Annotated in this window: 21 protein-coding genes; 13 read left to right on the top strand and 8 right to left on the bottom strand. The window is 55.6% G+C overall.

The genetic code is table 11. The features are described from left to right. Positions 1–117 precede the first annotated feature (117 nt). Both K2F33_RS00705 and K2F33_RS00700 read left to right on the top strand, forming a co-directional pair. Positions 118–816 (top strand): YjjG family noncanonical pyrimidine nucleotidase, encoded by a 699-nt coding sequence (locus K2F33_RS00705; protein WP_076173270.1) that lies wholly within the window; start codon positions 118–120, stop codon positions 814–816. A gap of 209 nt (positions 817–1,025) precedes the next feature. Continuing rightward, entirely contained in the window at positions 1,026–1,553 is a 528-nt protein-coding gene (locus K2F33_RS00700; protein ID WP_089545691.1) for a hypothetical protein, read from the top strand. A gap of 111 nt (positions 1,554–1,664) precedes the next feature. Here the strand turns inward: K2F33_RS00700 and K2F33_RS00695 are convergent, their stop codons facing one another. From K2F33_RS00695 to K2F33_RS00685, 3 genes are all read right to left on the bottom strand, one after another. Next, positions 1,665–2,429 (bottom strand): SDR family oxidoreductase, encoded by a 765-nt coding sequence (locus K2F33_RS00695; RefSeq protein ID WP_263880737.1) that lies wholly within the window; start codon positions 2,427–2,429, stop codon positions 1,665–1,667. Positions 2,430–2,609: 180 nt separating this feature from the next. Continuing rightward, complete coding sequence (gene cysK / locus K2F33_RS00690; RefSeq protein ID WP_145136371.1) at positions 2,610–3,533, bottom strand: cysteine synthase A; 924 nt, start codon at positions 3,531–3,533, stop codon at positions 2,610–2,612. A 144-nt stretch (positions 3,534–3,677) separates the two neighbouring features. Beyond that, positions 3,678–4,415, bottom strand: coding sequence for a YwaF family protein (locus K2F33_RS00685; protein ID WP_263880736.1), 738 nt, complete (start codon positions 4,413–4,415; stop codon positions 3,678–3,680). Positions 4,416–4,593: 178 nt separating this feature from the next. On the opposite strand from K2F33_RS00685, the gene K2F33_RS00680 reads away from it, so the two are divergent. The 5 genes from K2F33_RS00680 (at position 4,594) to K2F33_RS00660 (ending at position 11,650) form a co-directional block, all read left to right on the top strand. Then, positions 4,594–5,481: a DUF72 domain-containing protein gene (locus tag K2F33_RS00680; RefSeq protein ID WP_263880735.1), complete on the top strand. Its 888-nt coding sequence runs from the start codon at positions 4,594–4,596 to the stop codon at positions 5,479–5,481. Between the two features lie 254 nt (positions 5,482–5,735). Next, complete coding sequence (locus K2F33_RS00675) at positions 5,736–8,606, top strand: 2-oxoglutarate dehydrogenase E1 component (RefSeq protein WP_263880734.1); 2,871 nt, start codon at positions 5,736–5,738, stop codon at positions 8,604–8,606. A 5-nt stretch (positions 8,607–8,611) separates the two neighbouring features. After that, complete coding sequence (gene odhB / locus K2F33_RS00670; RefSeq protein ID WP_263880733.1) at positions 8,612–9,883, top strand: 2-oxoglutarate dehydrogenase complex dihydrolipoyllysine-residue succinyltransferase; 1,272 nt, start codon at positions 8,612–8,614, stop codon at positions 9,881–9,883. Between the two features lie 120 nt (positions 9,884–10,003). Next, entirely contained in the window at positions 10,004–10,453 is a 450-nt protein-coding gene (locus tag K2F33_RS00665; RefSeq protein WP_263880732.1) for a S8 family serine peptidase, read from the top strand. Positions 10,454–10,486: 33 nt separating this feature from the next. Then, complete coding sequence (locus tag K2F33_RS00660; RefSeq protein WP_263882256.1) at positions 10,487–11,650, top strand: S8 family serine peptidase; 1,164 nt, start codon at positions 10,487–10,489, stop codon at positions 11,648–11,650. A 126-nt stretch (positions 11,651–11,776) separates the two neighbouring features. On the opposite strand, the gene K2F33_RS00655 is transcribed toward K2F33_RS00660, so the two are convergent. After that, positions 11,777–11,938, bottom strand: a complete 162-nt coding sequence (locus tag K2F33_RS00655; protein ID WP_163878816.1) for a hypothetical protein — start codon at positions 11,936–11,938, stop codon at positions 11,777–11,779. Positions 11,939–12,075: 137 nt separating this feature from the next. Here K2F33_RS00655 and K2F33_RS00650 point away from each other — a divergent pair, with 137 nt between their 5' ends. Then, complete coding sequence (locus K2F33_RS00650; protein ID WP_192716448.1) at positions 12,076–12,696, top strand: NUDIX hydrolase; 621 nt, start codon at positions 12,076–12,078, stop codon at positions 12,694–12,696. A gap of 30 nt (positions 12,697–12,726) precedes the next feature. Next, a complete protein-coding gene (locus K2F33_RS00645) occupies positions 12,727–13,656 on the top strand; it encodes an AEC family transporter (protein ID WP_105445866.1) in 930 nt (309 codons plus the stop codon). 29 nt (positions 13,657–13,685) lie between these two features. Here the strand turns inward: K2F33_RS00645 and K2F33_RS00640 are convergent, their stop codons facing one another. Beyond that, positions 13,686–13,958 (bottom strand): SemiSWEET family sugar transporter, encoded by a 273-nt coding sequence (locus K2F33_RS00640; RefSeq protein ID WP_076173260.1) that lies wholly within the window; start codon positions 13,956–13,958, stop codon positions 13,686–13,688. A gap of 115 nt (positions 13,959–14,073) precedes the next feature. Between K2F33_RS00640 and K2F33_RS00635 the strand changes: the two genes are divergently transcribed. Together K2F33_RS00635 and K2F33_RS00630 are read left to right on the top strand one after the other, a co-directional pair. Then, positions 14,074–14,370 carry a DUF6509 family protein gene (locus tag K2F33_RS00635; RefSeq protein WP_263880731.1) on the top strand — a complete coding sequence of 99 codons (297 nt, stop codon included), beginning with the start codon at positions 14,074–14,076 and terminating at the stop codon, positions 14,368–14,370. Between the two features lie 91 nt (positions 14,371–14,461). After that, the gene (locus tag K2F33_RS00630) at positions 14,462–15,001 is read left to right on the top strand and encodes a hypothetical protein (protein WP_263880730.1); all 540 of its coding nucleotides are present in this window, start codon (positions 14,462–14,464) and stop codon (positions 14,999–15,001) included. Between the two features lie 31 nt (positions 15,002–15,032). Here the strand turns inward: K2F33_RS00630 and K2F33_RS00625 are convergent, their stop codons facing one another. Continuing rightward, positions 15,033–15,161, bottom strand: a complete 129-nt coding sequence (locus K2F33_RS00625; RefSeq protein ID WP_263880729.1) for a hypothetical protein — start codon at positions 15,159–15,161, stop codon at positions 15,033–15,035. 463 nt (positions 15,162–15,624) lie between these two features. On the opposite strand from K2F33_RS00625, the gene recQ reads away from it, so the two are divergent. Together recQ and K2F33_RS00615 are read left to right on the top strand one after the other, a co-directional pair. Continuing rightward, the gene (gene recQ / locus K2F33_RS00620) at positions 15,625–17,481 is read left to right on the top strand and encodes a DNA helicase RecQ (protein ID WP_145136342.1); all 1,857 of its coding nucleotides are present in this window, start codon (positions 15,625–15,627) and stop codon (positions 17,479–17,481) included. A gap of 18 nt (positions 17,482–17,499) precedes the next feature. Next, positions 17,500–19,269: a B12-binding domain-containing radical SAM protein gene (locus tag K2F33_RS00615; RefSeq protein ID WP_263880728.1), complete on the top strand. Its 1,770-nt coding sequence runs from the start codon at positions 17,500–17,502 to the stop codon at positions 19,267–19,269. 143 nt (positions 19,270–19,412) lie between these two features. On the opposite strand, the gene K2F33_RS00610 is transcribed toward K2F33_RS00615, so the two are convergent. Together K2F33_RS00610 and K2F33_RS00605 are read right to left on the bottom strand one after the other, a co-directional pair. Then, on the bottom strand, positions 19,413–20,336 hold the full coding sequence (locus K2F33_RS00610) for an alpha/beta fold hydrolase (RefSeq protein WP_179231853.1): 924 nt from the start codon (positions 20,334–20,336) through the stop codon (positions 19,413–19,415). Positions 20,337–20,405: 69 nt separating this feature from the next. After that, positions 20,406–21,374, bottom strand: coding sequence for a type I phosphomannose isomerase catalytic subunit (locus tag K2F33_RS00605; RefSeq protein WP_076173254.1), 969 nt, complete (start codon positions 21,372–21,374; stop codon positions 20,406–20,408). Positions 21,375–21,442: the final 68 nt, after the last annotated feature.

Here is a 21,442-nt window from a genome sequence, read left to right as displayed (position 1 = left end):
TTGGCGGCATGGTACAATAGAAACGCACAAACCTGCCGAGTGATGCCTTGCATGAGGTTTGAAAATTGAAGGCACACTGACGCCGTTTATATCACTTTACTGAAAGAAGGGTACATCTTGTCGTACGAATGGATTTTGTTTGATGCGGATGAAACGCTGTTCGATTTTAAAATGTCGGAGAGCCACGCGCTGAACCAGCTGCTCACCAGCTGCAGCCTGGACGCGAATGATACGGAAATAACGGGCTGCTATAAAAGGATCAATGAGGAGCTCTGGCGCGAATTTGAACAGGGACAGATCAGCTCGGCGGAGCTCCGGGTCGAGCGCTTTCGCCGATTCGGCCGCGAGCAGGGGCTGAGCGACGACGCCGAGGAATTGAGCAGACGTTACCTGGGATCGCTCGCCGAAGGCGCGTTTATTTTGGCGGGTGCGCTGGATATCTGCCTCTATCTTAAGGAGCACGGTTACAAAATGGCCATCATCACGAACGGCATTAAAGAGGTGCAGTTCGGACGGATCGGCCGCTCCGACCTGAAGGACTTTTTCGAGGCGGTCATCGTTTCCGAGGATACGGGATTCCAGAAGCCGCAGGCGGGCATTTTCGAGCATGCCTTCCGGGTGATTCAGGAGGAACGCAAGGATAAAATGCTGATGGTCGGCGATTCCCTCACCTCGGACATTCAGGGCGGCAACAATATCGGCATCGACACGTGCTGGTACAACCCGAACCGCCTGCCCAACGAAACCGCCATCGTCCCGACTTATGAGATCCACGATCTGGCGGAGATCAAGGACATTTTGGAGAAGAAGGGTTGACTGGGCTTGCCGGCTCCTTCATTCACGAAAGCGCTTGAAGAATTTACAACAATTTGACTCGGCTGTAACGAATTTGTGACGATTTGGCCCCGGCTGTGGCTTACAATAAAGTTACATCACAGAGCCCTCTCGCAGCGTTTGAAAACAATCCCGCAGGGTAATGGTTGATATGGATAGAAATCATGATTCCATAAAGGAGATATTTTCAAATGAAAAAAAAGATGACCGTATTCGCTTCCCTGATGATCGTTTTTCTGCTGGGGCTGGTTGTGACGTCAACGAGTGCAGTCGGGTCTGATAACGAATATAAGCCGGTTCCGCAAACCGAGGACACGGTGACGGCGATGCTGTCCACCATCGGGAACAAGAACGGCCACCTCTACGTGACGGTGGATCCGATCGAATGGTACGAGGGCGCGGCGGCAGACAAGAAGTTCCTTGAACGGGAGCCGGATGCCGAAGAGCTGGGCGGCGCTCCCGACGGGTATTACATCGTCAACGACGATGAGACGCTGGAGACGTACGAAATCGCTCCGGATGCTGAAGTGCTGATGCAGCTGTATGATCATGACGGAACCTATGAAGGAATGAACATTCAGTGGAACGAACCGGTCAGCTTGAACAAGTTTTTGGCGATTTACCATAACGACAAGCTGCTGGACATCCGCTCTTTTCCGTTTCATTTGACGGTGAAGGACGGCAAAGTCGTCAAAGTGGTGCAGCAGTATATTCCATAATAATTTGTGTGATAAAAAGAAAATCCAGTGCCCTCGACGGCACTGGATTTTTTGCTTTATAAAAAGGGCAGGTTGGCGCGCATCTAGGCACGAGTGAGCGACAGGGCTCACTTACAGATGCGTTCCGCCGCTGGCGTCCAGCAGCTGGCCCGTGATCCAGCGGCTGTCATCCGATGCCAGGAAGGCGGCGATATCGGCGACATCTTCCGGCTGTCCCCACCGCTTGAAGATCGAGAAGTTCGCGCCAAACTCGCGGCCTTCCGGCGTCTGCAGCGTCTCGGCATTCATCTCGGTCTCCACGAATCCCGGCATGATCGCGTTGATCGTAATGCCGCGGGAGCCAAGCTGAGTCGAGAGGTTCAGGGTCAGCGTATTGATCGCCCCTTTGGACATGCTGTAGGCGGGAATCACCGGCAGTGAGATCCGGGTCGTCGCGGAGGAGATGTTGATGATCCGCCCGCCGTCCCGCAGCCGCGGCAGTGCTTGCTGAATGACGAAAAACGGTGCCTTGACGTTCACGTTCATCACCTCATCGAAGGCTTCCTCCGTTGTCGCCTCAATGGGAAGGGAAAGTCCGATGCCCGCATTGTTCACAAGAATGTCCAGGCCGGGGCCGCCTGTTTGATTCTGCAAAAGGCCATCCAGGGCTTCATACATCTCCGGGATGCCGCGAACGGAGCTGAAGTCCGCCGAGAGGAGCAGCGCCGTTCCGCCCTGCTGCTCGATCTCGCGGGCGACCGCCTCGGCGGCGGAGCGGCTCTTTCCGTAATGGAGAACCACCAGCGCTCCTTCCGCGGCCAGGCGCAGCGCAATGGCCCGGCCGATGCCGCGGCTCGCTCCGGTAATCAGTGCTGTTTTTCCAGTCAATCTATTCATGTATTGTCAACTCCTCATCGGTTTAACAGGCTGTGGCCTGCTTGAGTCTTTTATAGCATGAGAGGGATTTTGAGATGTTGCTCTCCCATTCGGGCATATGCCCGTCTCAACCGATGAACATAAATAAGGCATCAGCCGGGGATACCAACCGGTTGATGCCTTTCGATGATTTGCGCACGACTAAAAAATGCCCATGCTCAGATACCGTTCTCCGGTATCCGGCGCAATGCACAGCACCCGTTTGCCGGGTCCCAGACGACGGGCTACCTGCAGCGCGGTCCAGACGGAAGCGCCTGAGGAGGGGCCGACCAGGATGCCTTCTTCGGCGGCAAGCCTGCGCGTCGTTCCGATGGCGTCTTCGTCGCTGACCTGAAAAATTTCGTCGTAGACGTCCGTGTTCAGGATCGGCGGGATGAATCCGGGGCTGGTGCCCACCAGCTTATGCGGTCCCGGCTGGCCGCCGGATAGCACGGGCGAGCCTTTCGGCTCGGCGACATAGATGCCGATGCCGGGGAGTCTCTCCTTCAGCACTTCGCCCGTGCCGGTAATGGTTCCGCCGGTGCCCGCCGTTGCGACGAAGGCATCCAGCCGCCCTTCCATCTGCTCCAAAATTTCCAGCGCCGTCGTGCGGCGGTGGATATCCGGGTTGGCCCCGTTCTCGAACTGCTGAGGAATGAAGCTGCCTACAATTTCCCGTTGCAGCTCCTGCGCCTTGCGAATAGCACCAGGCATCCGCTCCGCTGCCGGCGTCAGCACCACTTCGGCTCCATACGCCTTGAGCAGATTGATCCGCTCCTTGGTCATGTTGTCGGGCATCACCATAATGGCGCGGTATCCTTTGGCCGCCGCGTTCATCGCCAGCCCGATGCCGGTGTTGCCGCTCGTCGGCTCGATAATGGTCGAGCCCGGCTTCAGCAGGCCGTCCTGCTCCGCCTGCGCAATCAAATTATAAGCGGCCCGGTCCTTGACGCTTCCGCTAGGGTTGAAGTATTCGAGCTTCACGTACACGTCGGCATCCTGTTCTCCCGCCAAACGGCGGAGCTTGACCGCCGGGGTATCGCCGATGAGCTCGGTAATATTTTGCACAACTTTCGGTCCAGTCATGGGGTCCATCTCCTTGTCAGTTCATCAGCCGGTTCACAGCTTCTAAGCTTTCCGTTCATTATAGAACTTCGGCAGGGAGATCACAACGTAGAGGCAGCGGAAGGAGATACCGGCGAGGGCAGCGTGAAAGGCTTTATGGCCGGCTTAAAGAACGCTTTTGTCCCTTGCTTTGGCTGTCGCTGACGCTTTGGATATTTTCGCGGGCAGGACAAAGAACAGCAGCTGCATCAATGCGAAAATCAGCAGGGCGATTCCTTCCTCCGCCAGCAAATATAAGGGGTGCGGACCGAGAAAGTCCAGAATCGAAGCGGTCGGCGGCTTGTGCATGAGAAACATGTAGTTTGACCCCAGCATCCAGTTGATGACGCCAACTCCAAGTGCAAGAACGTTCAGAAAAATCATTGTCCAGCCGACAGATCTCCAGGTGGGCTGAAGCTTTTCGACCCAGGTCATGTACAGGGATGCCAAAATGATAAGCATATGGGCAGCGAAAAATTGAAAGAACCGGAAATGAGGGTAGGCAAAATCCAGGCTTGGGGTGATGAGGGCCTGAAGGGCGCCGCCGATCCCGGCGAAGAACAGGATTTGATAGAGGAAGCGGCTGCGGACGGCCAGCATGACGACCGAGAGCAGCAGCGTAATGCTGCACAGCTCGAGCGGCAGCGTGGACTTGATGTTCCAGTAGCCTTCTGTTATGTTCCATATGTCGAGTGCGATTTCGGAGGCGATCAGACAGGCGATGATCAAGTAACGGACCATCTGCCTGGCCGGCATGCTGTCCTGAAGGCGGATTCTGCCCAGGAACATCAGGATGCAGGCGAGCACGAAGACCGTCAGCGCAGCAAGGTGCGGGCCGGAAAACATGACGAACGAATGGCTCATACATTCATGCTCCTTTGCTACTAAAGATCGTAAAGCTGACGCATATCTCTTATCATATCCACTTTCTGGAATATCGCAAGATCTGAAGGGCGCCTCCTTCAATCGGGTATAGGTATGGTAAGCGGATTTATACTTGGAAAATTATTGTTGGTCAATACTATGGATGGAGTCGATGGCTATGGATGAGACGATAACCCCCGCCGTGCGGGTTCGAATCGGACTTTCCGGCTGGGGGGATCATGACGACATTTACGAAAAGGGAACCAAGGCGGGGGAGAAGCTGGGGATGTACGGCAACGTGTTCCCCATCGTGGAGATGGACAACTCCTTCTATGCGACTCCCTCGCCGGAGCGTATGGAAAAATGGGCTGCCCAAACGCCGGATTCCTTCGGTTTTGTGGTGAAAGCTTATCAGGGAATGACCGGACACGCCCGGGGGAAAAGCCCTTATCCCGATTCCAGGACGATGTTTCAAGCGTTCCGGGAGTCTGCGGAGGTGCTGCGCCAGGCCGGCAAGCTGAGCGCCGTGCTGTTTCAGTATCCGCCGTGGTTTGACTGTGAGCGCAAGCATGTGGACATTCTGCGCCGGACCCGCGAGTGGATGGACGGATTTCCGCTGGCGTTGGAATTCCGCCATCAGAGCTGGTTTGCCGGGGAGATGAGGGAGAAGACGCTGGCCTTTATGAAGGAAGAAGGATGGATTCATACCGTCTGCGACGAGCCTCAGGCCGGAGAGGGATCGGTGCCGCTCGTTCTGGAGGCGACCCGTGAAGACGTGTCGCTTGTGCGGCTGCATGGCCGCAATGCGGCAGGATGGCATTCCAGCGGTCAGCCCAATTGGCGGGAGGTCCGGTATTTGTACAGGTACAGCGACAAGGAGCTTGAGGAATGGAAGGAGCATATCGGGAAGCTGCTGGAGAAAACCCGGGAATGCTGGGTCATTTTTAACAACAATTCGGGCGGAGATGCGGCGGACAATGCAATTCAGCTGATGGACAAGCTCGGCATGAAGACCCCGGAGAAGCCTCCGGGACAGCTGTCGCTTTTTGGCGAAGGAGAGCTGTAAATATTGTCATATACGAGAATGGGTGACAAACTTAATCCATCTGTTTTTTAGATGATAACTATATTAAATGGTTATTTCAGGTCTGGCTCCGAATTGTTTATAATAGAAATTGAGCCGCTTACATTTTCGTGAAATGGCTTACATTACATTGCATTGATTGTTCAGATTTCCGTCCAAATATAGATTGAACAATGAAGCGGTTTATTCATTCTATATGACTATTAAAAAATCAAGGCGGAGGTATCACGTTAACGATGATAACCAATAAGAGAGACGAGCAAGCGCAGGGGGCTTGGGAATCGTATTACGGGCCCAATCTGGGGTACGTCCAGGAACAGTACGAACGTTATGTAAATGATCCGGAATCGGTGGACGAAACGTACCGTAAAGTGTTCCAGCTGTGGGGAGCGCCGCCGATGGCGTCTGCCGAGCTGGAGCCGGCTGCGGCACCGAAATCCGTCGCTTTGGATGGCAACCTGCTGAAGAAGGGCGTTGACGCAGGCAAGCTGGTGTGGAACATCCGCACTTATGGACACCTGGCGGCAGACATTGATCCGCTGGGCATTCTCACCAAAGCCGACACACGGGTGCTTGAGCCAGAGCAGTACGGGCTAAGCCAATCCGACCTGGAAGCATTTCCGGCTTCATTGATCTGGGACGGAGCTCCCGATAACGTGAGAACTGGCTGGGAAGCCATCCAGAAACTGCGTCAAACATATACAGGCACAATTGCTTATGAATTCAGCCACGTCCATGAAGTGGAGGAGCGCGTATGGCTTAACCGCCAGGTCGAGAACCAGTCTGTGATTCCTTTGAACGCAGAGCAGAAAAAGGCGCTGCTGGAAAGACTGGTGGAAGTAGATCAATTCGAAGAGTTCCTTCACAAAACTTTTGTCGGGCAGAAGCGCTTCTCCATCGAAGGAACCGACACGATGGTTCCGATGCTGGATGAGCTTGTCCGCCACATGGTGGACGAAGGTGCGGAGCATATTTTGATGGGCATGGCCCACAGGGGCCGTCTGAACGTGCTGGCTCACGTGCTCGGCAAGCCTTACGATAAAATTTTCGCGGAATTCCATCACTCTCCGAACAAGAAGCTGTTCCCTTCAGAAGGATCGATGGGCATCAATTTCGGCTGGACCGGAGACGTGAAATACCATCTTGGCGCGAACCGAACCGTTGAGGGAGCGAGCGACGTCAAAGCGAAGATCACGCTCGCGAACAATCCGAGCCATCTCGAGTACGTTAATCCGGTGGTCGAGGGCTTTGCCCGCGCCGCCCAGGAGGACCGCACCGAGCCGGGATATCCGCAGCAGGACGTAAACAAAGCCGCGACGGTGATCATTCATGGGGATTCCGCATTCCCGGGCGAAGGCATCGTGGCCGAGACCTTGAACTTCAACAAGCTGCCGGGCTTCCAGAACGGCGGAACGATTCATATTATTGCGAACAACAACATCGGCTTTACGACGGAGAGTAAAGACTCCCGTTCGACGCATTACGCAAGCGACCTGGCGAAAGGTTATGAAATTCCGATCGTTCACGTGAACGCCGACGATCCCGAAGCGTGCATCAACGCGATGCGCCTGGCCAGCGAATACCGCAACAAGTTCAAGAAGGACTTCCTGATTGACTTGGTCGGCTACCGCCGCTACGGCCACAACGAAACGGACGATCCGGATACGACCCAGCCGCTCGTATACCAGAAAGTGAAGACTCATCCGCGGGTTGCCGCCATTTATGCGGATATCCTGATCAAGGAAGGCGTGATCAGCAAGGAAGAATCCGCGCAGATCATCCAGCAGGTTCAGGAGCGCTTGAAGGCAGCATACGACCGGATTAAGGACAAGGAACAGGATCCGGCCAACTCGCATCACCAGACGCCAGCCGAAGAGCGGATCGCCAAGATCAAGACGGCCGTGCCGATTGGCAAGCTGCGCAAGATCAATAAGGATCTGCTGAGCCGTCCGGATGACTTCAACGTCTATCCTAAGCTGCAGCGTATTCTGGAGCGCCGGGAAACTGCGCTGAACGAAGGGGAGAAGGTGGATTGGGGTCTTGCAGAGACGCTGGCTTTCGCCTCGATCGTCGCAGACGGCAAGCCGATCCGGCTGACCGGTCAGGACGCCGAGCGGGCTACTTTTGCACACCGCAACTTGGTGCTGCATGATACGAAGAACGGCTCGACTTACTGCCCGATTCATCATCTGCCGGACGCCAAGGCATCCTTTGCAATTTACAACAGCCCACTGTCCGAAGCAGCGGTGCTCGGATTCGAATACGGCTACAACGTGTACTCGCCGGAGACCTTGGTCATTTGGGAAGCCCAGTACGGTGACTTCTCCAACGTGGCACAGGTGATCACCGACCAGTTCATTTCGGCCGGCCGCTCGAAATGGGGACAGAAATCGAGCCTTGTAATGCTCCTGCCTCACGGCTACGAAGGCGCCGGACCGGAGCACTCCAGTGCCCGTCTGGAACGGTTCCTGCAGCTCGGCGGGGAAGAGAACTTTACTGTAGCGAACGTTACGACGGCAGCCCAGTACTTCCACTTGCTGCGCCGTCAAGCGGCAATGACCGAAAGCGAAGATGCGCGTCCGCTGATCTTGATGTCGCCGAAGAGCCTGATCCGGAATGCCCGCGTGGCTTCCAGCCCGGCCGAATTCGCCGAAGGCTCCTTCAAGCCTGTGCTGGAACAGCCAGGTCTGGGCGGACGTCCGGAGCGCGTAGAGCGCATCATCCTGTGCAGCGGCAAGATTGCCGTTGAATTGGAGGAGGCGCTGGAGAAGAGCGGCGAGGCGAACGAATGGCTGCACATCCTCCGTGTGGAGCAGCTGTATCCGTTCCCTGAGAAGGAAGTCGCCGGCATTCTGGCCCGCTTTACGAACGTGAAGGAAATTTTGTGGGTACAGGAAGAGCCTGAGAACATGGGAGCATGGCGCTACATCGAGTCCAAGCTCCGCAAGGTGGCGCCGAAGGATACGCCGGTGAACTACAACGGCCGTCCGGAACGCTCCAGTACGGCGAGCGGCTTCCAACAAGTACACGCCTTCGAGCAGCAGCAAATCGTTGCGGCAGCATTGAATCAAAAATCCATTAAGCATAACATCACTCTGGGGAGGTAGCGGCAGTGAGCGATATTACAGTACCGGCAATGGGAGAATCCATCACAGAAGGAACGATTTTTAAATGGCATGTGGAGGAAGGCCAGGCAGTTAGCCAAGGCGACGTCCTCCTCGAACTTGAAACGGATAAGGTCAATTTGGAAATCAGTGCCGAGGAAGACGGCGTGGTGGAGAAGATTTTGAGAAAAGACGGGGATACGGTTCAAATCGGTGAAGTGATCGGACGTATGGGCACCGGCGGAGACGCCAAACCGGCATCCGCACCGGCAGCGAAGGAAGAGGCGCCGCAGGCTCAGCAGCCTTCTGCACCAGCAGCGGCACCAGCCCAACCGGCAGCGCCAGCAGCAGCCGAGCCTGCACGTTCCGGCGAAGGTGAAGGTTACCTTGCCGCGTCGCCGGCCGCACGCAAGCTGGCCCGCGAGCAGGGCATCGACCTGGATCAGGTATCGAGCCGTGATCCGAAAGGCCGCATTTATCCGGACAACGTGAAGAACCATTCAGAAGCTCCGGCAGCGCCTAAGGCTGCTGCACCGGCGCCGCAGGCAGCCGCTCCAGCAGCAGTATCCCAGCCGGGCAAACCGGCGGAACGCACACGCATGTCCCGCCGCCGCGCGACGATCGCCAAACGCCTGGTAGAAGCGCAAAGAACGGCCGCCATGCTGACAACCTTCAACGAGGTGGACATGACGGCGATCATGGACATCCGCAAGCGCCGCAAAGATGCTTTCAAAGAGAAGCATGAGATTGGCCTCGGCTTCATGTCCTTCTTCACCAAAGCGGTGGTGGGTGCGCTGAAGAAGTTCCCTCACCTGAACGCGGAGATTGACGGGGAAGACATTATCGTGAAGAAATACTACGATATCGGTATCGCCGTATCGGCCAAAGAAGGCCTCGTCGTGCCTGTCGTCCGTGATGCCGACCGCCTCAGTTTTGCCGACATCGAAAGAGAGATCGCCACGCTGGCCGGCAAGGCGCGCAGCAATACGCTGGCGCTGTCCGAGCTCCAGGGCGGAACGTTCACGATCACGAACGGCGGAACCTTCGGTTCCCTGCTGTCCACGCCGATCCTGAACGCACCACAGGTTGGTATCCTGGGCATGCACAACATCCAGCTTCGCCCTGTGGCCGTCGACGCCGAGCGGATGGAGAACCGTCCAATGATGTATATCGCCCTGTCCTATGACCACCGGATCGTCGACGGCGCTGATGCCGTACGCTTCCTGGTGACGATCAAAGAGATGCTGGAAGATCCGGAATCTCTGCTGCTCGAAGGTTAATATCATATTCTACAAGAACGTATACAACGAAACGGACTGCCTGCAGGCAGTCCGTTTTTTCTTGCGTGTGAGGAGAGGCAGCAGTAAGCATTTCATTCCAAAATGAGGGAGGAAATTAGCATGTGGCCATCGATTCGATCATTTCTGGCTATTCCAGACCATTTAACGGGGAAGAACGTCAATATCGCCGTCATTGACGGCATTTTCCCGCACCATCCTGACATTGCATCGAACAAACGGCGGGACACATATCTGGTCCGCACATCAGACTCACAGGCACTGCCTGAACTTCTAGCTGCTGACCAAGGGCCTTGGGATCGAGGACATCACGGATTAATGAGCGCAGCCGCTGCTGCCGGATCCGGTGAGCTTTCGGAAGGAGAGTACGCTGGGGCAGCACCTGAAGCCCATTTATTTTTGCTCGAAGCAGGACCGCTCCACACTCCCAAAGATCTTGAAGAGAAAATTGGAGGGGCACTCCTCTGGTTAAAAGCGAACTGGTGCACATACCGCATTCGCGGGGCTGTTTTGACCGTGAGCGCTTCCAGAGACTCCGGGCTGTTGCCTTGACAGGCTGATCCTGTTCGCAGGTTATGCGAGGAGCTGGCCGGCGAAGGACTGCTGTTGGTCTCGGCCTGCGGGAATACCCGTGAGCTGATTAGCAACGCACCCGCAACTGCCCCGTCGGTTTTGTCGGTAGGCGGTGTGATCATTCCGAAAGATGGAAAGGCGGAGCATGCGCTCCCGTATCCCAATAGCAGAGGCGTGACGTTTGAAAATAAGTGGACTCCGGAAATTTTGGCCCCTGCCGCTAATATCGTGCTGCCCACTCCGTTCCAGTCCAGAGAGGAATTTCTGAATCATTTCACGGCCTCATCCGATTCTTTGCCTTGGGGCTATGCCAGGACAGAAGGAACCTCCTTTGCGGCCCCGATGATCTTGGGAGCTGCCGCTTGCATCTGGGAGGCTAGACCAAACTGGTCTTCCCGGCAGGTGAAGTCTGCTCTACTGGCGACCAGCCGAGCTTCGCTCCCGATATGGAATGAACTGCAGGCAGGCGTTGTTGATGTCTATGCAGCTGTGAACTTTGATCATGGAATCGAGCAAATACAGGGGGAGGGGGCTTACGCTTGTTGGCAACGGTGGAAAAGAAAAGGATTGGCCGACAGGCTGCGAGCGTTGCAGAGTGATGACACCGATAAAGTGATGAAGTCGCTGCTCTCCTTTTACTCCGATGCCTCCCTAATCGAACTGAAACAACCACTGTATAAATGGCTTCAGCATCCCGATGAAAAAGTTCGCTGCGTGTCTGCCCTGCTGCTGTCGGAACATCCGGAGTGGTATACGACCGAATTGGTACGGGAGGTGCTGCGGGACCCAAGTCCCCATGTTCGCATGGCTGGGGTGTATGCAATCCAGAGGCATCCTGAATGGTGGGGTGAAATCACAGAGGAACTCGTTCCATTGCTTGGGGACCCGAGCTTGGATATTCGGTATTGGGCTGTCCGTCTCGCAGCAAACATCAACGATCCACTGTTTGTCCGGCCTTTGATAGCTGGATTAGCTGAGGAAGCGAATCATCAACGGGCTTCCACCTTTGGCGAGCGCTGCGGTGCACTGGAACGGATTACAGGGGTACAATTTCCGCCTGTACCGGAATGGAGGGAAGGACAAGGCACCTATTCCGAGCGAAGCACTGAGGCACGCCTGTCCATGACCCGCCGGTGGAAAAATTGGCTGAAGACGCAGGGTGACCAACACAAATAAAGCAGAAGCACCCTCTGGGCACCCCTGCTGTAATATCCAATACGCTCAAGGTATACTTTTGGAAAATATGTTCAGATTCCCCCGAAGGCATGGTACTATCAAAATACGCGCCCGCGGTCTTCTATGTTAACAGGACAATGGATGGATCGATGTATTGTTGAGGCGTTCGAGCTTGCGGATAATTTCCTTCTGCCACCGGGTGTCTTGCAGCTGCTTCGCCAGGTTTAAAAGGTCAAGATAATCGTCAACCCGCAAGGAAGCGTATTTTTGATCAGGGGCTTTCACCATGGTCGTCGACTCCTTATGATATGTTAATGAATGATGACTCGAGATCATTGTATCACACATTCATTCTCAATGATAATCTTTCTCACTAATTTTTATGAAAAAATTGTTGAATTCGATTCAGAGGAGGAGACCTGCCGATGAACAAACCGTTGAAATGGCTGGAGTGGGCCAAACAGATTCAAGCCGTTGCCCAGACAGGATTGGCATACTCGCGGGACGTATATGACCTGGAACGCTTTGAACAGCTTCGGGCGCTGAGCGTAGAGATTATGCGGGAGTACACCAATGTTGAGACCGAACTGTTGACGGCACTTTTTGCCGGGGAAGACGGATACGCCACACCGAAGGTGGATGTGCGAGGGGTGATTTTTCAGGGAAATCAAATTTTGCTTGTCCGCGAAAAGGCCGAAGGGGAATGGTCGCTGCCAGGCGGTTGGGCGGATATCGGGCTGTCGCCTTCCGAAATTGCCGTGAAGGAAGTACGGGAGGAGTCCGGATTTGTGGTTACACCGACCCGGCTCCTGGCCGTGCTCGACAACCTGAAGCATAATCCGCCGGGCCCGTATCATGTGTATAAAATATTCATCGCCTGCGAAATCACCGGCGGCGAAGCGGCTGAGGGGGTAGAGACGAGCGGCGTTCAGTTTTTTGCAGAGGACGACCTTCCCGCCCTGTCGCAAATCCGTAATACGGATGAGCAGATCAGGCTGATGTTTGAATTGAAGCGCCATCCGGAGAAGGCCCCCGTCTGGGATTAAACATAGCACAATGACAGGAAAGGATTACATATGCTGCAGACGTTTGTGACTACAGTGTACCAGGTGTTCCTCCCGATATCGCTGCCGGTAATCGGAGGGGCGCTGATCAAGCATTTTAAGCCGATCGATACCAAGCCGATCTCCACGCTGTCCCTGTACCTGCTGAGTCCGGCTCTTATTTTCGAAACGCTGATTGGGGCCGACATCAGCTACGGTGAGATTACGGATACGGTTCTGTTCACGGTCCTTAATATGCTGCTGTTGTGGGGGATTGCTGTAGGGATTGGAAAAGCGTGGTCGCTCCCGGCCGCCGAACGGTCAGGCCTCACGCTGACGGCGCTGTTTACGAACTGCGTCAATTATGGTCTGCCGCTGGTGCTGCTGGCCTTTGGGCAAGCGGGGCTGGATAAGGCATCCGTGTACGTTATTCTGCAGATCATCATCGTCAATACGCTGGGCGTGTATTTTGCCGCACGTTCGCAGTTTTCCGTAAAGCAGGCGGCGCTCTCGATCTTCAAATTGCCGTCGATCTACGCGGCTGTGCTTGCCGTGATTTGCCGGACAGCGCATGTGGAGCTGCCGCAGGAGCTGAATCAAGGAATATCGATGATTTCGGGCGCGTATTCCTCGGTGGCTCTGTTTATTTTGGGGGCGCAGATGGTCAGTGTCAGGAGCGGGAAGACAGCTTATACGGCAGCGATGAACAAAGCTTTCTACGCCGGTCTGGCGATGCGCCTGGTGATCTCACCGGTGGCGTCCGCGCTGCTCTTATACCTGCTCGGTATTCAGGGCGTATTGTTTAACGTTATGCTGGTGCTCAGTTCCATGCCGGCTGCAGTGAACGCGGTCATATTGGCCGAGCAGTTTGATGCGGCACCTAAAGTCGTGACCCGGTGCATATTATGGACGACGCTCGCTTCCTTTGTATTGCTGCCGCTGATGATCGGATGGCTGGGTTGATGGGGCAGAAAGTATGCGTTAGTATTGCGCTACGGCCGCTTGCGGTATTTTAAAATGCAGCCGATCATAATCAGCATCAGCACCAGCGACAGCGTATTGGTGATCAGAAACGGAATGCCGACACCGCCCTGCGCGATATGAACGGCATAGACCTCCATCAGTCCGATGCCGGCTACGAGCGAGCCGAACGTTTTTAGGCTCAGATCCGCGACCGATTTGGTCCGGATGACCTGTATAATTTGCGGAATCCAGCCGAACGCCAAAATAAATCCGCCGATGAGCTGCATGACTGCATAAATCATGGCTAACGCCTCCCTTTATGAGGCTATTATATGCCCAGCGAGCTCGTGTCCGTGAATGGACCGGGACAGGTCTGGTACAATAAAGAATAGGATGGATGAATGAAAGGATGACAACATGCTGACGATAACGGAATACGAAGCGGAGAAGGTCAAGGACCCGTTCCGCATTTTGCAGGGAACCCGCTATGAATTCAAGCTCGACATCGAGGTGCCTGATGACGATGAGCTTTATACGGAGAATGGACTATATGTCCGGGTCATTTACAAGGTCGATGAAGACCAATCCGCGATCGTGAAATACGAAATTTATGAAAAAACGACGGGGCAGTACCTCGATTTTGACCTGGAGGAGGACGAAGTGGGGCTGCTCGAAAACTTCTGCCGGGACCATCTGGACGAGGTCGACGAATAACTTCTGCCAACCTCCGCAACTTGGAGTGGAGTGATCACATCATCCGCTGCCGGGTACATTACATATAGGATGAATCTGGGGAGTGATGAGGATGAAGCATACGGTACAGACGGTTCCCTACGGGTACGAGCCTCCGGCGCAGAAGCGTAAGGGCACGCTCATTTATTACGATACGTTTGAAGAGACCGATGAAGAAGGTCTGAATGAAGCGGAGTCGCTGGCCGGAGTGCTGTCCTTTTCCAAGCTGGTGCTGTATCCGCTGCATGAGGAGACGGTGCGGAGAATGACCAAGGAACCGGTCAGCCCGTATTATAAACGGGAGAAACGGCTGGAAGCCTGGAGGTCTGATGGACACGGGAAGACGGTCATCGAGAACTGGGAGGGGCGCCGGAAAAAATACACGCCGGTGGAAGCCGCCCTTCGCCATCTGACGGAGAAATATCCTGCGCCGCATTTTCTGCTGTTGACGCCGGATATGGCGAATCTGTTTGCCAGTTACAGCACCTTTGGGGAGTGGATCGTCAAGCTGAGACTGCTGCTGACGGAGGAGCCGGAGGCGGTGCATCCAAAGCTTGAGCAGTACAGCCACCGCTGGGATACCGCTCAAGGAGCAGTCTCGAAGCAGCGCTGACCTGGTAAGCCGCGCCGGATCGATTCGATGTTTAACGAACTTTCCACGAGGCGCAGCTCCACAAAAGCTGAATACCGCCGCTAAGCGGCAGTCCGCCGGTGCATATGGACCCATCGATCATGGGAGGCGCCTGGCGGGCTGCCGACTTTTTTTCGGCCATGAACAAGCGTCCCTTAGTCATAACCGCCTTCAGCTGCCGGCAAGGCCTGATAGGCCTCTTTGGCGTTTTATCCAAATCAGAATCCGGAGAGCACCCGGCCAGAAACGTCATAGCGATAAGCAGAGATAACAATCCTCTTTTCATTGCACTCCCTCCCCATGTATCTTTTATGACGAGAACCGATCAGCAAGAGTTACATCCCATGTTCCGCTTAAGCTGCAACCGTCGCTGGCACATTCTGTTTTACCAACAAGAAGTGCACTCCCAGCACGGGCAGAATCCCTTTACTACGGTTGCTCATTCCCGGAAACCCCGGTAAACTTAGAGTTGGACTGAATCAAGTCATTCTCGAAAGTCATCATGTATCTATTACCTAAAGTCAAAGGTTGAGTTTAAAAATGTGGCGCAGCCTTGAAAGCTGCATGGGCCGCCGCTGAATTTGCATCGTTAGGAGTTCTTATTTATGAGTGTGGAGACCCCTTCTTTGGAACGGGCACAAGAAATGCTGCAAAAATATTACGGCTATCCCGACTTCCGGGAGGGCCAGAAACATATCGTATCCAGCCTCCTGAAGCATCAGGATACGCTGGGCATTATGCCGACGGGCGGGGGCAAGTCGATCTGTTACCAGATTCCGGCGCTGATGCTGCCGGGCCTGACCTTGGTCGTATCGCCGCTGATCTCCCTGATGAAGGATCAGGTCGATGCGCTGACGGCGATGGGCATCGCCGCTGCATACATCAACAGCACGCTGAGCGGCAAGGAAGTGAACGAGCGGATCCGCGCGGCCAAGCGGGGGGAGCTGAAGCTCCTGTACGTGGCGCCGGAGCGGCTTGAGCTCGACTGGTTCCGCGACGAAATGGCCCAGCTGGAAATTTCCTGCGTGGCCGTCGACGAGGCCCACTGTGTGTCGCAGTGGGGGCATGACTTCCGGACGAGCTACCTGTCGGTAGCTCCGTTCGTGGAAGGGCTGCCTGAGCGGCCTATCCTGGCAGCGTTCACCGCGACGGCTACCCCGGAAGTGACCGAAGACATGGTCCGCCTGCTGAGGCTCCAGGAGCCGGAAGTGTTCGTCACTGGGCTCGGCCGGGACAATCTGGCCATGTCGGTGCTGCGCGGGGAGAACAAGCGCGATTTTGTTATGAGCTACGCCGAGGCGCATAACAGCCAGCCGGGAATTATTTACGCGGCGACGCGCAAGGACGTGGACGATTTGTACCAGCGTCTGAGCAGCGTGGGCTTGGCCGCAGGCCGCTATCATGCGGGGATGAGCGATGAAGAGCGTGCCGCCAGCCAGGAGGCTTTTCTGTACGATGACATCCGGGTGATGGTTGCCACCAACGCCTTTGGAATGGGTATCGACAAGTCCAACGTCCGTTACGTGATTCACTACAACATGCCGAAAAACATGGAGGCTTACGTTCAGGAGGCTGGACGCGCCGGCCGGGACGGCGAGCCGAGCCAATGTATTCTGCTGTTCAGCCCGCAGGATATTATTACGCAGAAGTTTCTGATTGAGCAGAACCCGCAGGAAACGGACCGCAAATCGAACGAGTACCGCAAGCTTCAGCAAATGGTCGATTACTGTTATACGACCCGCTGCCTGCGCAGCGCGATGCTGGACTATTTCGGCGAATCTCACGAGGACAAGCCCTGCGGGATTTGCAGTTCCTGTACGGATGACCGCGAGCTGGTCGATATGACGGTCGATGCGCAGAAAATTTTCTCCTGCGTCCACCGAATGCGCGAACGCTTTGGCGTATCGCTGGTGGCGGCGGTGCTGAAGGGCTCGAAGAATAAAAAGGTGCTGCAGTACGGCTTTGACAGCCTGTCCACTTACGGGACGATGGCGAACCGGACGGAGAAGGAAATTTCCGAGATCATTAACGTGCTCGCCTCAGAGGGGTATCTGGCACTTTCGGAAGGCCAGTATCCGGTGCTGCGGCTGCAGCCGCTGGCGGCCGAAGTGCTGAAGGGCCAGCGGCAGGTGCTGCAGCGCACCGCGCGCCCGGCAGCGGCGCAAACGGGCGGCCGAAGCTCCCGCAGCCGCGACGTCTCGCCGTCGGCGGTCAACGAGACCGTGTTCGAGCAGCTGCGCCTGATCCGGCGCGAGCTCGCGGGCAAGGAGCATGTGCCGTCGTATATTATTTTCAACGATGCGACGCTGCGCGAGATGAGCGTGGTATGCCCGCAGACCGAAGATGAAATGCTGAATATTAAAGGCGTCGGCGAGGTGAAGTTCCGGAAGTACGGCAGACCGTTTCTTGATTTTTTCCAAAATCAGAGCGATGATGCCTACGCCGGCGGATATGATGAATAAGAAGAAGGTCGTGAACCGATGAAAGTCCTGTTATCCACCCTGAATGCCAAATACATCCATACCTGCCTGGCGATCCGCCTGCTCAAGGCATACAGCCAGCATGAGTTTGATATCGAGCTGGCCGAGTATACGATCAAAGATCCGGTCATGAACATTGTGTCCGACCTGTTTCAACGGAAACCCGACGTCATCGGGTTCTCCTGCTATATTTGGAATATCGAAGAGACGCTGAAAGTGATCGAGATCGTGAAGAAGGTCATGCCGGAAGTCACGATCGTGCTCGGCGGACCGGAAGTTTCCTATGACACCCAGTACTGGATGGAGCGGATGCCGGCGGTCGATTTCATCGTCATGGGCGACGGCGAAGAGACCTTCCACCATTTGCTGCAGGTGATTCAAGGAGACCGCAAGTTCCATTTTGTCTATGGCGTTGCTTACCGGAAGGGCGACGAAGTGATCATCAACCCGCCGCGGCCGAAGAGCGACCTCAATACGCTGCCCACGCCGCACCGTTTTCCCGAGGATATCCCGAATTTGGGGAAGCGAATCGTCTACTTCGAGACGAGCCGCGGCTGTCCGTTCCAGTGCCAGTTCTGCCTGTCCAGCATCGAGAACGGCGTCCGGTATTACGACATCGAGCGGGTGAAGTCCGATATTACGTATTTGATCGACCACGGCGCAAAGATCATCAAGTTTCTAGACCGCACGTTTAACATTAACCATCAGTATGCGCTGGAGATGTTTGATTTTCTCATTAAAAATAACCGCGGCTGCGTGTTCCAGTTCGAAATTACGGCAGACATCATGCGTCCCGAAGTGCTGCAATATCTTGCCGACAACGCGCCCCCGGGGATTTTCCGGTTCGAAATCGGCGTACAGTCGACGAACGATCCGACCAACGTCATCGTCAAGCGGCGGCAAAATTTCGAGAAGCTGTCCCGGACCGTCAGCATTATTAAAAACAGCGGCAAAATCGACCAGCATTTGGATCTGATCGCCGGTCTGCCGGAAGAAGATTATGAAACGTTCCGCAAGACGTTTAACGACGTGTTTGCCCTGGGACCGGAAGAACTGCAGCTCGGTTTTTTGAAAATGCTGCGGGGTACCGGTCTGCGCCGCGATGCCGGCAAGTACGATTACACGTACATGGATCAGGCGCCTTACGAAATTCTCGGCAGCCATAAGCTGCCATTTGCCGACATCGTCCGGCTTAAGCGGCTGGAGGATGTGCTGGAGAAATACTGGAACGCGCACCGGATGGATCATACGCTGAACTATCTCATGACCCATGAATTTCCGTCACCGTTCGACTTCTTCCAGGAATTCGGCGACTATTGGGAAGGGCAGGGCTGGCAGAAGATCGGCCATCAGCTCGAGGACCTGTTCACGCGTCTGGCCGCTTTCCTGAAGCAGCGGGAGACGAAGCGCATGGATGTGATTCTGGGGCTGATGAAGCTGGATTACTTCCTCAACCATAAGTACAAGCCGCGTAAAATATGGTGGGAGCAGCCGCTCGCCAAGGACGATTGGAGCAGCCTGATGCGAAAGGTTACGGAGCATCCGGAGCTCGTCTCGGGGAACTTCGCTTCCCTGGGCTTGTCCGAACGGGAGCTGCAAAAGCATGCAGTGCTTGAAGTGCTGCCGTTTGCGCTGGATGACTTGCTGGCCGGCAGAGACAACGGAGCGGGGGCTTCCGGGGGGACGGTGCTGATCGTGCTGTACCAGCAGAACGAGAGCGAACTGCCTGTATTCTTTACGATGAAACTGCAGCCGGCGGAGTTGCTGTAATTGAATGCGTTAAGATCGGCAAATTTTGAGCGTCGATAATATGCAAAGAAAAGCCGCTGCACGGGGTTATGACCACCGTGCAGCGGCTTTTGTTCATTCAGGCCTTGGACCTGCGGGTATTTCTTCGAAGCAGGGGAAGGGCCTTACACATGCCGCTCCAGCCAATCGAGCAGCTCGGTCATGACCTCGTCCCGGTTCATCTCGTTCAGCATTTCATGGCGTCCGTTCGGGTACAGCCTGCATTCCACATCCTTGATGCCGATGCTGCGATAAATGTCTTCCAGCCGCCGGACGCCCTTGCCTTGTTCCCCGACCGGATCGAGTTCCCCGCTGAAGAGGTACACCGGCTTATCCCGGGGAATGCCGTCATAGCTGCCGGGATTTTGAATATCCTGCAGCAGGCTGAAGAAGTCGTAGAAGAATGAGGTCGTGCAAATGGCTCCGCAGTACGGATCTTCAATGTATTTATCGACCTCCTTCGGATCCCGGGAGAGCCAGTCAAACCGCGTCCGGGTCGGGGCAAAGCTGCGGTTGTAGCTGCCGAAGACCATTGCGTTCAGCAGGACGCTGCGGTGCGACTCCCCCTGGAGTGCGCCCTGCAGCCTGGCGACCGCTTTGCCGGCGTTCAGCATGCTCCGCGGGCCGTTCGTGCCGGACAGAATAAAGCCGGTATACGGTCCGCCGTCCGTCTCCATCACCCGCTGCACGAGGAACGACCCCATGCTGTGCCCCATCAAAAAATGGGGAATATCCGGGTGCCGGTCACGAACGATGCCGCCGAGCTGCTGAATGTCCTGGAGCATATGCCGGAAGCCGTCCTTGCCGGTATGGCCGAGCCGCTCCACATTGCCGGCGGTCAAGCCGTGCCCGCGCTGGTCGTGGGCATATACGGCATAGCGGAACCGCGTCAGCAGCGCGGCGAGCCGTTTGTAGCGTTCGGCCGTTTCGCACATGCCGTGGGTGATCTGCAGGACGGCCTTCACTCCAGCCGGCTCGTCGGGAAGCCAGGCATAGACATGGATCTGCGTACCCAGCGGATCCGTCATCGTAAACGTTTGTTCCCGCAATGGAGGTCACTCCTTCATTCTTTCGTGAATGACAGATGAATCAGAAGAAATGCCCCGTTCCCTATAGGCTTAAGGCAGGTAGGAACGGAGAACGGTAGCATTTCCTTTTAGCTCATATTGACCGAGATTAGCCGGAAGCAGGAAGCACTGGCCGGCTTTGTAGTCCTGCGAGCCGCCGTCCCAGGCGATGGAGCCGCTGCCGTCACATACGACCAAGATGGTGAAGCTGTCCGGCGTGGTGGAGAGGCTCCAGGATCCGTCCACGATTCCTTTTTCCACGATGAAATAAGGGGACTTCGCCAGCTGCAGCCATTCGCCCGCAGCACTGCCGGCGGTCTTCATCGTTGTGGCGCCGGATCCTTCGTAGGCGATGACGTTCAGCGAATCTTCAATGTGCAGCTCGCGCGGCTTGCCGTCCAATCCCGGACGGTTGTAGTCGTAGAGGCGGTATGTCGTATCGGAGTTCTGCTGGATTTCCGCCACGACTACACCGGCGCACAGCGCATGCACCGTGCCGGCAGGGATATAGAACGTGTCTCCGGCTTCGACGGAAACTTCCTGCAGGCTGTCCATGACGGTTCCGTTCTCGAGCGCTTCCTTCATCGCCTCGCGTGTAACGCCTTCCTTAAGGCCGTAGATGATTTTGGCGTCCGGCTTGGCGTCCAGCACGTACCACATTTCCGTCTTGCCGAGCTCGCCTTTCGGCAGCCCCTCATAGTCGTCGGTCGGATGCACTTGGACCGACAGGTCGTCATTGCAGTCCAGCAGCTTGATCAGGAGCGGGAAACGGCCGTTTTTCTCGGAAAATCCCTTGGCGCCGAACCACTCCTTGCCGAATTGTTCGCGGACCTGGTCCAGGCCTTGGCCTTTCAGCTCCCCGTTAATCACGGATGTCGTGCCGTTCGGATGATCGGCGATCATCCAGCCCTCGCCGATATGTCCCTCTGGAATCTGCAGCCCGAACTGTTCGAGCGCCCGGCCTCCCCATACGCGTTCTTTAAACTCCGGCTGAAATAATAATGGATAAGGTTGTGTCATGTCTTCATCGTTCCTTTCTTGGGTTCGTGTGATCGGTTGGGATAAACCGCTACTATGTAAAACAATAC

Origin of the sequence: Paenibacillus sp. PSB04 (assembly GCF_025809195.1) — a bacterium.
Lineage (GTDB): Bacteria > Bacillota > Bacilli > Paenibacillales > Paenibacillaceae > Paenibacillus_AQ > Paenibacillus_AQ favisporus.
The sequence above is the reverse complement of the archived record's forward strand: the minus strand, read 5'-3'. Positions and strand labels throughout refer to the sequence as shown.

What these genes read in the sequence shown, in the direction of transcription:
- K2F33_RS00700 (WP_089545691.1), top strand. Translation starts at nt 1,026, where the DNA reads ATGAAAAAAAAGATGACCGTATTCGCTTCCCTGATGATCGTTTTTCTG.
- K2F33_RS00695 (WP_263880737.1), bottom strand. Translation starts at nt 2,429, where the DNA reads ATGAATAGATTGACTGGAAAAACAGCACTGATTACCGGAGCGAGCCGC.
- cysK (WP_145136371.1), bottom strand. Translation starts at nt 3,533, where the DNA reads ATGACTGGACCGAAAGTTGTGCAAAATATTACCGAGCTCATCGGCGAT.
- K2F33_RS00685 (WP_263880736.1), bottom strand. Translation starts at nt 4,415, where the DNA reads ATGAGCCATTCGTTCGTCATGTTTTCCGGCCCGCACCTTGCTGCGCTG.
- K2F33_RS00680 (WP_263880735.1), top strand. Translation starts at nt 4,594, where the DNA reads ATGGATGAGACGATAACCCCCGCCGTGCGGGTTCGAATCGGACTTTCC.
- K2F33_RS00675 (WP_263880734.1), top strand. Translation starts at nt 5,736, where the DNA reads ATGATAACCAATAAGAGAGACGAGCAAGCGCAGGGGGCTTGGGAATCG.
- K2F33_RS00665 (WP_263880732.1), top strand. Translation starts at nt 10,004, where the DNA reads ATGTGGCCATCGATTCGATCATTTCTGGCTATTCCAGACCATTTAACG.
- K2F33_RS00655 (WP_163878816.1), bottom strand. Translation starts at nt 11,938, where the DNA reads ATGGTGAAAGCCCCTGATCAAAAATACGCTTCCTTGCGGGTTGACGAT.
- K2F33_RS00650 (WP_192716448.1), top strand. Translation starts at nt 12,076, where the DNA reads ATGAACAAACCGTTGAAATGGCTGGAGTGGGCCAAACAGATTCAAGCC.
- K2F33_RS00645 (WP_105445866.1), top strand. Translation starts at nt 12,727, where the DNA reads ATGCTGCAGACGTTTGTGACTACAGTGTACCAGGTGTTCCTCCCGATA.
- K2F33_RS00640 (WP_076173260.1), bottom strand. Translation starts at nt 13,958, where the DNA reads ATGATTTATGCAGTCATGCAGCTCATCGGCGGATTTATTTTGGCGTTC.
- K2F33_RS00635 (WP_263880731.1), top strand. Translation starts at nt 14,074, where the DNA reads ATGCTGACGATAACGGAATACGAAGCGGAGAAGGTCAAGGACCCGTTC.
- K2F33_RS00630 (WP_263880730.1), top strand. Translation starts at nt 14,462, where the DNA reads ATGAAGCATACGGTACAGACGGTTCCCTACGGGTACGAGCCTCCGGCG.
- K2F33_RS00625 (WP_263880729.1), bottom strand. Translation starts at nt 15,161, where the DNA reads ATGGCCGAAAAAAAGTCGGCAGCCCGCCAGGCGCCTCCCATGATCGAT.
- recQ (WP_145136342.1), top strand. Translation starts at nt 15,625, where the DNA reads ATGAGTGTGGAGACCCCTTCTTTGGAACGGGCACAAGAAATGCTGCAA.
- K2F33_RS00615 (WP_263880728.1), top strand. Translation starts at nt 17,500, where the DNA reads ATGAAAGTCCTGTTATCCACCCTGAATGCCAAATACATCCATACCTGC.
- K2F33_RS00605 (WP_076173254.1), bottom strand. Translation starts at nt 21,374, where the DNA reads ATGACACAACCTTATCCATTATTATTTCAGCCGGAGTTTAAAGAACGC.